This is a genomic window from Agrobacterium sp. NPDC090283 (genome assembly GCF_044769685.1).
Taxonomy (GTDB): Bacteria; Pseudomonadota; Alphaproteobacteria; order Rhizobiales; family Rhizobiaceae; genus Agrobacterium.
Window position 1 is genome coordinate 160,047 of the sequence record NZ_JBIVYG010000008.1, and the last position, 13,420, is coordinate 173,466.

The following is a 13,420-nucleotide window of genomic DNA, read 5'->3' on the forward strand; positions in this document are numbered from 1 at the left end:
CCGCGAGCGGTTACTTGACGAAGCCGTTCTTTGTCAGGAAGTCGATGGCTACGGTCTTGGCCTGTTCGCCGCCTACCTGCACGCGGGCATTCAGTTCCTGCAGGGTTGCCAGATCGAGCTTCTCGAATACGGGTTTCAGCAATTCTTCGATATTCGGATGCTTTTTCAGAACCTCTTCGCGAATGATCGGTGCTGGTTGATAGACCGGCTGCACATGCTTGTCGTCTTCAAGAACCACAAGACCCGAAGGGGCGATGCCGCCATCCGTACCATAGACCATGGCTGCATTGGCATTGTTCGTCTGGTTGGCGGCGGCGGCGATCGTGGCCGCGGTGTCGCCGCCGGACAGCGTGATCAGCTGGTCAGGTTTCATGGTGAAGCCATAGGTTGTCTGAAATGCAGGGAGCGCAGCGGCGGAGTTGACGAATTCGGAGGAGGCGGCAAGGACCACCTCACCACCATCGGCAACATATTTGCCGAAATCGGAAAGCGTCTTCAGATTGTTCTTGTCGGCGACATCCTTGCGCAGGGCAATTGCCCAGGTGTTGTTGGCCGGCGATGGTGTCAGCCAGACGATCTTGTTGGCGTCGAAATCGAGTGTTTTGGCTTCTTCATAGCCCTTGGCTGCATCTTTCCAGAGCGGATCGTCCGCCTTGGAGAAAAAGAACGCGGCGTTGCCGGTATATTCCGGATAGATGTCGATCTCGCCCGCGGTGATCGCCTTCCGGACAACCGGTGTGGCGCCAAGCTGGATGCGATCCGTCGTTTCGATCTTGTTCTGGTTGAGAACGGCGAGGATGATGTTGCCGAGAACGCCGCCTTCCGTGTCGATCTTCGACGACACGACCACCTGCGCCTGAGCGATGGAAACAGAAAAGGCAAGCGCAAGTCCGGCGCCCGTCAACGTCATCAAGCGGTTCATGAATGTTCCTCCGGTGGGTCAGCCTGCCGAACAGGCGAAAGATCGCCGCCGCAATTGCGGCGGAATATAAACGGCCGGGAGGAAAAATGGTTGCATGCCATCTGCATTTTCGCGCTGATGGCGCCGGCTACACGCCGATGGTCAGGTTTCGCCGTCGCGCTTGCGTGCATCCTTGCCCATGACGAGCGGCATGAGAACGGAAAGAAACAGGAGCCTGATGACGTGGTGGGAGCCGACATAGGCCGTATCGGCATGCATCATCACCGCCATCGCCGCCATGGTTTCCAGTCCGCCCGGCGAATAGGCGATCATGACGGCATTGAGCGGCACGCCGGTCACGCCCGATATCATCCAGGCAATGCTGCCGGCAATCAGCATCACGGCGATGGTGACGACGAGGCCCGCCAGAAAGCCTTTCCGCACGTCCATCAGTGAGACATTCGAAAAACGTGTGCCGATAAGACAGCCGATCAGCACATAGACGGGCAGGCTGAGCCAGGTGGGAACGCCGCCTTCGGTAAGACCGGTAATGTGGGTGCCGATGGAAATGGCGACGCCGCCAAGCAGCAGCGCGGCCGGAAACTTCCAGCGCAGGAAAAGCCAGCCGGTCAGAAGCGATGCGCCGATGGTCAGCGCCAGCGTGAACAGGCCCATTGGCGGGTTAGCCACAAGCGGTTCCGTGCTGACGAGATCGAAATATTCGACGATCAGCGGCACGGAAAGTGTGAGCGCCAGCACCCGCACGCTCTGCACGATGCTGACGGTCGCAAGGTCGCTTTTCGTCTCGGCACCAAGGCTGATGATATAGCTGAGATGACCGGGAGAGGCGCCAAGCATCGCCGTTGTCCGATCGTAACCGAAGCCGTAATGCAGGATCCAGTAGGCGACATAGAGCATGATGACGACAGCGACGAGCACAACGACGAAGCTCAGGGGCCATGTCTTTGCGGCGTCGATCACGGAGGGTGTCACGCTCGTTCCCATCGAAATGCCGACGACGACGAAACAGGCATTGCGGATGAAGGCGGGAACGCCAAGCCTTATGCCGGCCAGCCCCGTCATCGTCACGGCGAGCGCCGGGCCGGAAAGAAAAGGCGCCGGAATATCGATGAGGCTGGCGAGCAGCGCCCCTATGCTGCCGATGAGCGCGGTAAGAGCAAATGTATGGAATTCAGGCTTGATGATCATTGCGACGCTGATTGGTTGCTTGAAAAAGCTCGCGACCAAATGCGCCGCTTCCATTCGCGACGTCAACACGCAGGATCAAAAATATTACATTTCCTGCATCTTCGATAAAAGAAAAGCCCGTGACCTCAAGGACACGGGCTATGGCAATTGCCGCCAGGGTAACGGGATGATCAGGCGGCCGGAAGGGCAGCGATCTTCGGCATTTCCGTGTCCAGGCCAAGCAGGAAGTTGATCTGCGGCCGCGCCTTGACGAGATCGTCGATCGAATATTCCGCCAGAACGTCGAAAAAGGCATTGAGCGCCTTGCGAAGCGCCGAGTTGAGGCCGCAGCTGTCCACAAGCGGACATTCCACAGCGCCATCCTCGAAGCATTCGGCCATGGCGAAGCTGTCTTCCGTCACCTTCACCACGTCGAACAGGCTGATCTTTTCGGCGGGTTTGCCAAGACGCACGCCACCGTTGCGGCCACGCACCGTTTCTACAAGGCCTGCCTTGTTGAGCGGCTGCAGGATTTTGAACAGGAACAGCTCCGAAACGCCATAGGCCTTGGCGATCTCAGGAATGCGGCTCAGATGGCCTTCATTGGCGGCGCAATACATCAACATGCGAACGGCATAGTTGGTCTGTTTGGTCAAGCGCATGCTGGTCTCCTAACTCTCAATGTGGAGTTATATAGTCTCTTTTTCAGTTTAGAACAATTCCAGAAACTGAAAAAACTGGCACCCATCCGATATTTCTCAAGCAGCCTTGTTGACCGTCCGGATGATTCATGAACAAACAAGTCAAGAATCGGAATGTAATGGAGGCATTCATAATGGCAAGCTTGAAATCATACTTTTCCGCTGCCGTTTTTTCAGGGCTGGCGATGCTTTCGGCCGCGCCCGCCGCTCTGGCAGAAGGAGAGGTTAACGTCTATTCCTATCGCCAGCCTGAATTGATCCAGCCGCTGCTCGACGCCTTCACGAAGGAAACCGGGATAGAGGCGAACGTGCTTTTTCTCGACAAGGGGCTGGTGGAACGCATTCAGGCCGAGGGTGTCAATTCGCCCGCCGATGTGCTGCTGACGGTCGATATCGCCCGTCTCGTCGAGGCGAAGGAAGGCAAGGTCACCCAGCCGGTCCTCAACGATCCCGTCATCGAAAAGGATATTCCCGCCAATCTGCGTGATCCCGAGGGCGAATGGTTTGGGCTCACCACGCGAGGCCGGGTTGTCTATGCGTCGAAGGAAAGGGTGACCCAGAAGGACATCACCTATGAGGAGCTTGCCGATCCGAAATGGAAGGGCAAGATCTGCATTCGCGACGGCCAGCATTCCTATAATATCGCGCTGATTGCCTCGATGATCGCCCATCACGGCGTCGATTATACCCGCACATGGCTGACCGGCCTGAAGAACAATCTCGCCCGCAAGCCTGACGGAACTGACCGCAGCCAGGCGAAATCGATCTTTTCCGGTGAATGCGACATTGCGCTCGGCAACACCTATTATGTCGGCCTGATGCTGACCAATGATCGCGAGCCGGAAGAAAAGGAATGGGCCGGATCGGTGCGGGTGATCTTCCCCAACGCGGGCGATCGCGGCACACATGTGAATATTTCCGGCATGGCGCTGACGAAATACGCACCCAACAAAGACAATGCGCTGAAGCTGATGGAATTCCTGGCCTCGCGCGAGGCGCAGGAAATCTACGCCAAGCAGGTCTTCGAATATCCGGTCCTGCCCGGCGCGGAGCCCTCCGATGTGGTAAAGGGTTTCGGCCCCATCAATCCGGACAGGCTGCCGCTGACGGACATAGCCGCCCATCGCAAACAGGCATCCGAACTGGTGGATGAAGTGGGTTTCAACGACGGCCCGACCAACTGAGCTGGCTCTTGATCGAACTCTGAGAGTTGCGATACCGGCGGGTCAGTTACCCGCCGGTTTGTTGTCCAGGGAAGCGTTGTAGTCGAGTATGGCCTTACGCCTTTCCGGTGTTCCGGGATGGGTTGACACGATACTGGTGCCACCCTTGTCGCCCAGTTTTTCCTCAAGCAGCGCGAAGAAGCGTTCGATGGCGGTGGGGTCGAGCCCGGCCTCGCGCATCAGTTCGACGGAGCGCTGATCCGCCTGCCGTTCGGCATCGCGCGAATGCGACAGCGCCAGAAGGCCGCCACCCTGGGTGAGAATATCCTCCATCGCTGAACCGACGTCGCCGGCAATCAGCATGACGAGACCGGCGACACCGGCGGCACGATAAAGCTGCCGCAGGCTGTGTTCATATTCCACATGGCCGATTTCATGCGCCAGAACTCCGGTGATCATCTGCCTGTCATCGCCTGCGAGTTCCACCAGCTCGTCCGTCAAGACCAGCGTGCCATCCGGCAGCGCAAAGGCATTGGGGCCGATATAACCGCCCTTGCGGAAATTCAGCTTGTAGTCCTCGGGCGAACCTTCCGCATGGGCGGCGATCCGGGCAAATTCCGCACGGATGGCATCCTGCTCTTCCTGCGGCAGTTCGCTTGGAGAAAACACCGCCTGGTCCAGGGCCTGCATGGTGCTGGCCGACATGACCTGCGGAACGATGGGCGGTGTTACGGCGACTGCCAGTTCCACCAGCGCCGGAAGCGCCAGCTTGTAGGTGCCGTAAGCCAGAAGAACGGCTGCGGCGGCGATGCCGATCAGTCGCGGGCGGAACTGTTCCAGCCAGTGCACGAAACCGGAGCGCTTGGTAATGTGTTGGCCAAGCAGCCGGTCCACGCCGTCATTGTCACGGGTTTCGAACAGCGACCCGTCGGGAAAATGCAACTCCCGGGGGATGGTGCCGACCCGGTGGCTGATCTCGACCGTTTTTATCTCGGCCTGGGTTCTGACGTGATTGTCCTTCGCGTCGAGCACGAGAAGGACCGTGCCGCCAAGCTTCAGCCTGGCGGCGCTGGAAAGGTTGGAGCGAGCGGCATGCCACTCGCCCGCAACGGTTTCGCCGGTATCAGAAACCAAATTCGAAACCTTCCATATCCATATATTCGGCGCTGACGGCAGCCCCCGTTGCCTCCATCGAGGAAAGAACCTCGCCGACATCGCCATTGAAACGGATTGCCGTGCGTTCAACGGTATAACGTGCTTCCCGCACCGCCGCCCATGGCCGCATCAGGCCAAGCGTGAAGACGGTGACAATCAGGTTGGAGATGACGATCCACAGGTAGCGGCCGCGATGAAGATCGCTGTGCAGGTCGTGCTTTCCGTCCAACAGCATGGAGGAGATGACGACATTGCGAACGCCGGTGCGATAGACGACACCCGCAAGACCATAGACCAGAAACGCGCCGAAAATTCCCACATAAAGGGAAGCCAGCGCCGTGGCCATGGCTGCCGTCTCGTCTTCAATCATCGCGCTATTGGCCGCAAAGGCGGCAATGCCGAAAAAGCCGACCACGATACCGCCGATCACCACCATGATCGCGGGAATGATCCAGACCCGGTAGAGTTTGCCGATCCTCGGGTCGGCGCTGAAGGGCCGGTCGCCGTAACGCAGGTTGCTGAAAATATAGCGGTTTGCCCAGCGGCTGGACAGCGGCGCCAGAATGCCGAAGGAGAAGAACGCAACGAGGCTGCCAAGCAGGATGGAGACAAAAGCGCCCCAAGCCGTTCCGACAAAATCAAAACGCACATTGCGATAGCTCGTCACCCGCGCATTGAAACGAATGCTGCGCGTGATCAGCCATGGAAAGAAGATCATCAGCAGGATTGCCGGCACGAAAACCAGGAACGGATGGATGAGGCCGACGAGCTGGGAGACGACGATAAAGGCAAAGGCGATCAGCCGGCCCTTGAAGATTTGCCCGCCGGTGGCGTGATAACCGAAGGCGCGGCCGGCCAGCATGGTGTTGCCATTGAAATAACGTTTGCGGCGCACCTTTGCCCAGGCGGAATAGATGCCGATGGTGATGATCGTCAGCAGAATATTGACGATCCAGATTCCGAAATATTCCTTGGCATTTCCGCTGAACGAGCCGCGTTCAAGCGCGCGCTGATCCGCGCTCACAGAGATATCACTCATAATAGTCCCTCATGACATGCCCCTCTCCGGGCAGATTGAGTTTGCAGGCTTCCCCGTTATCGTCGGTTTGGCAGCGTCCCCACGCCGCAGATGCTCTCTTACGTCATAACAGCTTTAAGTGGAAATATTTTGAAGAAAAAACTTGATTTTTAAAGTTATCTTTTAATCAAAAAAGCCCCGCTGCGCGAACAGCGGGGCTTTTTCCAGTTGCCAGCTTCCCGGCTTACTTCATTGTCGGCATCACGAATTCGGCACCCGACTTGATGCCCGACGGCCAGCGCGAGGTGATCGTCTTGGTCTTTGTCCAGAACTTGATCGAATCCGTCCCGTGCTGGTTGAGGTCGCCGAAGCTCGAAGCCTTCCAGCCGCCGAAGGAGTGATAGGCAAGCGGAACCGGGATCGGAACGTTGACGCCGATCATGCCGATGTTGACGCGGCTTGCGAAGTCGCGGGCGGCGTCGCCGTCACGGGTGTAGATCGCGACGCCGTTGCCGTATTCATGCTTCATCGGCAGTTCGAGCGCGTCTTCGTAGTTCTTGGCGCGAACGACCGACAGTACCGGTCCGAAGATTTCCGTCTTGTAGATGTCCATATCGGGGGTGACGTGGTCGAACAGGCAACCGCCGACGAAATAGCCGTCTTCATAGCCCTGCAGCTTGAAGTCGCGGCCATCGACCAGAAGCTTCGCACCCTGTGCGACGCCGCTGTCGATCAGACCCTTGACGCGCGTCTGCGCTTCCTTGGTGACGAGCGGGCCCATATCGGCTTTGTCGTCGGTATAGGGGCCGATTCTCAGGCTTTCGATCTGCGGAATGAGCTTCTCAACGAGACGGTTGGCCGTCTCCTCACCGACCGGAACCGCAACGGAAACGGCCATGCAGCGTTCGCCGGCCGAACCGTAACCTGCGCCCATCAATGCGTTCACCGCCTGGTCGAGATCGGCATCCGGCATGATGATCATGTGGTTCTTCGCGCCGCCGAAGCACTGTGCGCGCTTGCCGTTCATGGCAGCGGTGCCATAGACGTAGCGGGCAATCGGCGTCGAGCCGACAAAGGAGACCGCGCCGATATCGGGATCGGTCAGGATGGCGTCGACCGCGCCCTTGTCGCCATTGACGACGTTCAGGATGCCGGCCGGAAGACCGGCTTCGATCATCAGTTCGGCAAGACGGATCGGCAGCGACGGATCGCGCTCGGAAGGCTTGAGGATGAAGGCGTTGCCGCAGGCAATCGCCGGCGCGAACATCCACATCGGAATCATGCCGGGGAAGTTGAACGGGGTAATCCCCGCACCGATGCCGACCGGCTGGCGGATCGAATACATGTCGATGGCCGGGCCTGCGCCCTCGGTGAATTCACCCTTCTGCAGATGCGGAATGCCGCAGACGAATTCGCAGACTTCGAGGCCGCGAATGATATCGCCCTTGGAATCTTCGACGGTCTTGCCGTGTTCGCTGGAGAGAAGGACCGCAAGCTCGTTGATGTCGCGGTTCAGAAGCTCGACGAATTTGAAGAAGACGCGGGCGCGGCGCTGCGGGTTGGTGGCGGCCCATTTCGGCTGTGCCGCTTTTGCGCTTTCCACGGCGGCGCGCAGCTCGGCATCGCTTGCAAGCGCGACCGTCGCCTGCACTTCGCCCGTGGCCGGGTTATAGACATTCGATGTGCGGCCGCTGGTGCCCGGCACATGCTTGCCGTTAATGAAATGACCGATTTCCTTCATGGGTGTTCCTCCAGAATGTGATGGCGCAGCATTACCTTTCGATTTGCACAAATCAATCGCCTGAAATAAGCATCAATTGTGCAAAAATAGACATAAGGAGGGTGCCGTGAACTGGGATGATGTGCGTTTGTTTCTAAGCGTGGCGCGAAGCGGCCAGTTTCTTTCGGCGGCCAGAAAGCTTGGCGTCAACCATGCCACCCTCAGCAGGCGTATTTCCGCGCTGGAAGCGGCCATCGGCACACAGCTTTTCCTGCGAAGCACCAATGGCTGCGAGTTGACGGAGGAGGGCCAGCGTCTTCTTGCCGGGGCCGAGCGCATGGAAACCGAAATGCTCAACGCCCAGGCCAATCTCGGCCGCGTGGATACGGCGGTGGCGGGAACGGTGCGCATCGGCGCGCCGGATGGTCTCGGCGTTTCCTTCCTCGCGCCACGGCTCGGCCGGCTGACGGCGCGTTACCCCGACCTGAAAATCCAGCTCGTACCGGTGCCGCGTTCCTTCTCGCTGTCGCAGCGTGAGGCCGATATCGCCATCACCATCGAAAGGCCGGAGCAGGGCCGGCTGATGTTTTCGAAGCTCACCGATTATTCGCTGGGCCTCTATGCCTCCGCGAATTATCTGGCCGACTATGGAACGCCTGGCGATGTCGAGGCGCTGAAGCGCCATCGGCGGATCGGTTATGTGGAGGACCTGATCTTTTCGCCTTCCCTGAACTTTACCGGTGAGATCATGCGCGACTGGGACGCCGCCTTTGAAATATCGAGCGCCACCGGCCAGACCGAGGCGGTGCGCTCCGGCGCGGGTATCGGCATCCTGCATAATTACATCGCCGGGCAATATCCCGAACTTCTGCGGATCATGCCGCACCTTACCATCAGCCGATCCTACTGGACGGCCTATCACGAATCCGCCCGTCAACTGGTCCGGGTCCGCACGGTGGTCGATTTTCTCCAGGAACTCGTGGCCGAAGAACGGCGAATCTTCATCTGACCTCGGCTGCCCAAGTTATTAGTACTATTATTTGCGTTGAACTGCCGCTTCCGGGCTTGACAAAGGGCTACCGGCTGGACGACCAATGCAACCATTGGGAGATCGGAATTGACATGTCGACTATGATAAAAAAGCTTTCGCCGACCGGCTTCGGCGTGGCCGTCATGCTGCTTGGAATGCTGCTTTTTGCGTTGAACGATGCCATGGGTAAATGGCTTGTCGCGACCTACAGCCAGGGCCAGGTGATCCTTATCCGCAGCGCCGCAGCGCTTGTCATTCTTGTTCCGATCGTCTGGAGAGCCGGCCCTTCCGGCTTGGTGAAAATCGAGCGACCGGTTCTTCAGGTGGCGCGCGTCTTTTTCTCCACCGCAGAGCTTTTCTGTTTCTATTTCGCGGTTGCGGCCCTGCCGCTGGCCGATGTCATGACCTATTGGCTGGCCGCTCCCATCTACGTGGCGGCGCTTTCGCCGTTTTTGCTGGGGGAAAAGGTCGGCTGGCGTCGCTGGACGGCCATCGCCATCGGTTTTGTCGGCGTTCTCATCGCGCTCAAACCCAGCTCGGCAAGCCTCACCTCGGCAGCATTGTTTTCGATCCTCGGCAGCGCCGCTTTCGCCTTCATGATGTTGTCCGGCCGGCAACTGCGCAATACGCCGGATACGGTGCTTGCCTTCTGGCAGATCATCGGTGCGGCGCTTGCGGGCATTGTCGCGGTATTCCTCACGCCATCGGGATGGCTGCCGGTTCAGTCCGGTTTCGATCTGGCCTTCCTTGGCCTGCTCGGCGTGGTCGCCATGGCGGCGCATGTGCTGGTTAACCGGGCCCTGAAACTGGCCGATGCCGCCACCGTCGCCCCGCTGCAATATACGCTGCTGCTCTGGGCGGTGATTTTCGGCTGGCTGTTCTTCGGCGACGTGCCGCAGACGAGTATCGTTCTCGGCGCCGGCCTGATTGTTCTTTCCGGCCTTTACATCTTCTTTCGCGAAAATACGCTTAAACGCCGTCGCGAAACCGCCGAAGGACTGGCTGCGGAGCAGGTTTGATCTTTCTCACAGCCTCGATCACGATCACGGGACTTGACGAAGGCGTGATCTTCGGGGAGTAAGAAGGGGCCCTGCGATGATTTGTCTCGCAACGGCAGAGGAAACAAAGGTGCCGGGCCCCTCTGGCGAGAGTTTTACGGCGCTCTCGCGATGTCGGTACCGCCTGCAAAAATTGGCCGGCGGATTGAAAACTATGAAAAACCTGAATGTGCTTCGCGCGCGTGCTTTCTGCGTGCGGCCTGACGCCCTGCGTCGGTCCGTGAACATCCTCGTCATCGGAGGAGACCGGACATGAGCGCCGCCCAGAAAAACACGCTTACCTACTTCAAGTGGGCTTTTATCGTCACCATCGTCGGCCTGATTCTCGGCGGTTATCTCGGTTGGGAAATGACCGGAACGGTGGGCGGCACGGCGACGATTTTCTTCATCTGCGTCGTTCTGGCGGTGCTGGAAATCTCGCTCTCCTTCGACAACGCCATCGTCAACGCCAACAAACTGAAGGATATGACACCGGTCTGGCAGCATCGCTTCCTGACCTGGGGTATCCTGATCGCCGTTTTCGGCATGCGTATCGTCTTCCCGCTGCTCATCGTGGTCGTCGCGGCCAATGTCGGCCCGTGGACGGCGATCGTCATGGCGGCCACGCAACCGGAACGTTATGCGGAAATCATGCGTGACGCCCATCTGCCGATTGCGGCTTTCGGCGGCACCTTCCTGATGATGGTCGGTCTCAACTTCTTCTTCGACCATGAAAAGGACGTGCACTGGGTGCGCTGGATCGAGGAAAAGGCTGCGATCTATTCCTCCGTCAAGGGCATCGAGATCGCCTTCGTGCTGGTCGTCATGCTGATCTTTTCCCGCATCATCGGCGCAAGCGACAATCCGGAACTGGGTCCGGTTGCGGCCAACACCTTCTTCCATTCGGCGATCTGGGGTCTTCTGACCTTCCTGCTTGTGGAAGTTGTCGGCGGTATTCTCGACCGCAGCCAGGAAATGCTGGAAGGCGCCGCAAAAGGCGGCTTCGGTGCGTTTCTTTACCTCGAAGTGCTGGATGCCAGCTTCTCCTTCGACGGCGTTATCGGCGCTTTCGCGCTGACGCAGAACCTCTTCATCATCGCCATCGGCCTCGGCATCGGCGCCATGTATGTGCGTTCGATGACCATCATGCTGGTCGAGAAGGGAACGCTGGCCGAATATCGCTATCTGGAGCACGGCGCCTTTTATGCGATCCTCATCCTGTCCGTCATCATGTATGTGCAGACCATGGTACATATACCGGAAGTCATCACGGGTCTTGGCGGTGCGGGCCTGATCGGCATCTCGCTCTGGTCGTCGATCCGCTATAACCGGCGGCAGAATGCCGATGCGGTCGATGCCGCACGCGGCGCGGAAATCTGATCCGCGATATCATTGCCTTCCGCTGTCGCGGCGGAAGGCAGTTTTTAAGCATTGAATTATTTTATGCCTGTTTTTGTTGCCGTTTGCCCTTTGCGAAAAATTTCGCCACAAGGCGGAGTATTCACCTTAAGTCCCTGTTTTAAAAAACACTTGTGCGTCGCAGCAAAACTGGCACGCTTCCTGCATCTCATTCCGCAAGTCCAGAGGGGACATTATGGCCTGAAAACGGGTCAACAAATACCGCCGCGCCGCGCGATCTTCGGATCTGTGCCGTGCGGCGGTTCTGTTTGTGCGGGATGGTTCTTGAGTTTTCCGTTCTGTTGAATGAAAACGGTAGGACAACGACTGGAAGGGTCACCGGCTTGCCTGCACAATTGTCGCCAACGGAGGCCCTGGGGCTCTGGCATCGTGTATCCACGGCGCAGGTCATTGACGATCAGCCGGATTTGACCTTGCGTCAGACGGCCATCCTGCTGCAGATTTATCTCGTGCCGCCGCCGCACACCGTTCGGGGTCTCGCCGCCATGCTGGGCGTGACCAAGCCCGTCATTACCCGCGCGCTCGACAGCCTCGGCGCGCTCGGATTGGTCGACCGGGTTCGGGATGAGCGGGACAGGCGCAATGTCGTGATAAAACGCACCGTGGCCGGTGCGCTTTATCTGGAAAAATTCGGCGATCTGATTATTGATCAGGCACGCAAGATCTAACCCTTGGATGTGAAACCCATGATGCTCGACCGCCGCCTGAATGTCTTCCGCTCCGATCTAGCCGATGAAAAGCTGCAGGGCGTGGTTCAGGCCGAACGTTTTGTCAGCGGTACGGCCGCCCAGATCGCGGTGCCGGTTATTGGCCTGCGGCCAACGCCCGATCTTGCCGCCGGTATCGATACCGAGCTGCTGTCTGGCGAAACTGTCCGTGTGTTCGACAGGGCGAATGGCTGGGCCTGGGTGCAGGCGGATGTGGATGGTTATGCCGGTTATGTGCCGGAAACGACGATCGGCGATGTTGTTGCCGCCACCCATCGGGTGATTGCACCGCGCACTTTTCTCTATCCAGCCGCCGAACTGCGCAAACCGCCGGTCGCAGCGCTTTCCATGGGTAGCCTGATCCGCATCGTCGGCGAGGCGGAGACGCGCGGCACCCGTTATCTGCTGACTGAAAAAGGCGAAGGCATCATCGCCGCCCATTGTCGGGCCGTTGATGCGGCGCTTGAGGAGGATTATGTGGCGGTGGCGCTGCGTTTTATCGAAACGCCCTATCTCTGGGGCGGACGCTCCGGCTTCGGTATCGATTGTTCCGGCCTCGTGCAGCTTTCCATGGCCATGACGGGCCGGCGGGTTCTGCGCGATACCGACATGCAGGTAAAGTCGCTCGGCGTGGAAATCGAGCGTGATGAATTGCGCCGCGGCGATCTGGTCTTCTGGAAGGGCCATGTCGGCCTCATGGAAAACGAGGAAACGCTGCTGCATGCCAATGGCCACACGATGAATGTCGCACGCGAAAATCTCGATGCGGCTATCGAGCGCATTGGCTGGCTTTATGAAAAGCCGACGGCTTTCCGCCGCGTTGAAGGCTGAGGCGGCGGCTTTCACGAAATTGTGCCTGCCCACCCCTTTGTGCGAGAGCCACCGACAGCCTACATCGGTTGGATGATGGTTCGGGACCGGCATCGATGAAGACAAGAACGGCAACACGATTGGCAGCGATCCTCGCGGCGGCTTTGCTGAGCGCGTCGGCGCAGGCGCAGACTGTTTTCCAGAACGGCTTTGCCCCCGCGCCGGATGCCTATGCAAACCTGCCCGGCGTCAAGGACCCGCGCACGCTGCAGCCAAAGGTCCGCTACAACTGCCATAGCGAACTCGGCAGGACCGGATATTCCCGCGGTTCCTACAGGAATGTTTTCGGCAGCCGTGGACTTCCCGTTCAGGGTTATCGTTGTACCGACGAAAACGGAATTTCCAGCTTCGGCGGCAGAAATCCGGTTTCCAAAGACTGGTATCCCGGCATAAACCCCGTAGACCCGACCTTCTGAAGCGGCATCGCTCCAGCACCGGACCGAAAACCCCATTGCGGTCTTCGGAAAATCGATGCGCGAGCGGTGGCGGCGGGCATTTGCCGGGCCAGTGC

13 protein-coding genes are annotated in these 13,420 nt (G+C 58.7%); 7 read left to right on the top strand and 6 right to left on the bottom strand.

Annotated elements, in window-relative coordinates:
- Positions 1-10 precede the first annotated feature (10 nt).
- From ACIQUH_RS14035 to rirA, 3 genes are all read right to left on the bottom strand, one after another.
- A complete protein-coding gene (locus tag ACIQUH_RS14035) occupies positions 11-922 on the bottom strand; it encodes an ABC transporter substrate-binding protein (RefSeq protein WP_400815997.1) in 912 nt (303 codons plus the stop codon).
- Between the two features lie 141 nt (positions 923-1,063).
- A complete protein-coding gene (locus ACIQUH_RS14040) occupies positions 1,064-2,110 on the bottom strand; it encodes an AbrB family transcriptional regulator (RefSeq protein ID WP_400816000.1) in 1,047 nt (348 codons plus the stop codon).
- Positions 2,111-2,280: 170 nt separating this feature from the next.
- Complete coding sequence (gene rirA, locus ACIQUH_RS14045; RefSeq protein ID WP_059759126.1) at positions 2,281-2,751, bottom strand: iron-responsive transcriptional regulator RirA; 471 nt, start codon at positions 2,749-2,751, stop codon at positions 2,281-2,283.
- A 173-nt stretch (positions 2,752-2,924) separates the two neighbouring features.
- Between rirA and ACIQUH_RS14050 the strand changes: the two genes are divergently transcribed.
- Positions 2,925-3,974 (top strand): Fe(3+) ABC transporter substrate-binding protein, encoded by a 1,050-nt coding sequence (locus ACIQUH_RS14050; protein ID WP_400816004.1) that lies wholly within the window; start codon positions 2,925-2,927, stop codon positions 3,972-3,974.
- Between the two features lie 42 nt (positions 3,975-4,016).
- On the opposite strand, the gene ACIQUH_RS14055 is transcribed toward ACIQUH_RS14050, so the two are convergent.
- The 3 genes from ACIQUH_RS14055 to ACIQUH_RS14065 all read right to left on the bottom strand — a co-directional run bounded on the left by ACIQUH_RS14055 (position 4,017) and on the right by ACIQUH_RS14065 (position 7,867).
- The gene (locus ACIQUH_RS14055; protein WP_400816007.1) at positions 4,017-5,087 is read right to left on the bottom strand and encodes a M48 family metallopeptidase; all 1,071 of its coding nucleotides are present in this window, start codon (positions 5,085-5,087) and stop codon (positions 4,017-4,019) included.
- On the bottom strand, positions 5,077-6,147 hold the full coding sequence (locus tag ACIQUH_RS14060) for a YjgN family protein (RefSeq protein ID WP_400816010.1): 1,071 nt from the start codon (positions 6,145-6,147) through the stop codon (positions 5,077-5,079). Before ACIQUH_RS14060 ends, ACIQUH_RS14055 begins: the two co-directional genes overlap by 11 nt.
- A 223-nt stretch (positions 6,148-6,370) precedes the next feature.
- Entirely contained in the window at positions 6,371-7,867 is a 1,497-nt protein-coding gene (locus ACIQUH_RS14065) for a CoA-acylating methylmalonate-semialdehyde dehydrogenase (protein WP_400816013.1), read from the bottom strand.
- A gap of 106 nt (positions 7,868-7,973) precedes the next feature.
- On the opposite strand from ACIQUH_RS14065, the gene ACIQUH_RS14070 reads away from it, so the two are divergent.
- From ACIQUH_RS14070 to ACIQUH_RS14095, 6 genes are all read left to right on the top strand, one after another.
- Positions 7,974-8,855 (top strand): LysR family transcriptional regulator, encoded by an 882-nt coding sequence (locus ACIQUH_RS14070; RefSeq protein WP_400816016.1) that lies wholly within the window; start codon positions 7,974-7,976, stop codon positions 8,853-8,855.
- Positions 8,856-8,977: 122 nt separating this feature from the next.
- Positions 8,978-9,895, top strand: a complete 918-nt coding sequence (locus tag ACIQUH_RS14075) for a DMT family transporter (RefSeq protein ID WP_400816212.1) — start codon at positions 8,978-8,980, stop codon at positions 9,893-9,895.
- 291 nt (positions 9,896-10,186) lie between these two features.
- Positions 10,187-11,293, top strand: coding sequence for a DUF475 domain-containing protein (locus tag ACIQUH_RS14080; RefSeq protein ID WP_400816018.1), 1,107 nt, complete (start codon positions 10,187-10,189; stop codon positions 11,291-11,293).
- A gap of 362 nt (positions 11,294-11,655) precedes the next feature.
- Positions 11,656-12,000 carry a helix-turn-helix domain-containing protein gene (locus tag ACIQUH_RS14085; RefSeq protein WP_010970731.1) on the top strand — a complete coding sequence of 115 codons (345 nt, stop codon included), beginning with the start codon at positions 11,656-11,658 and terminating at the stop codon, positions 11,998-12,000.
- Positions 12,001-12,018: 18 nt separating this feature from the next.
- Entirely contained in the window at positions 12,019-12,870 is an 852-nt protein-coding gene (locus tag ACIQUH_RS14090) for an NlpC/P60 family protein (protein ID WP_400816022.1), read from the top strand.
- Positions 12,871-12,965: 95 nt separating this feature from the next.
- Positions 12,966-13,325, top strand: a complete 360-nt coding sequence (locus ACIQUH_RS14095) for a hypothetical protein (RefSeq protein WP_400816025.1) — start codon at positions 12,966-12,968, stop codon at positions 13,323-13,325.
- Positions 13,326-13,420 lie beyond the last annotated feature (95 nt).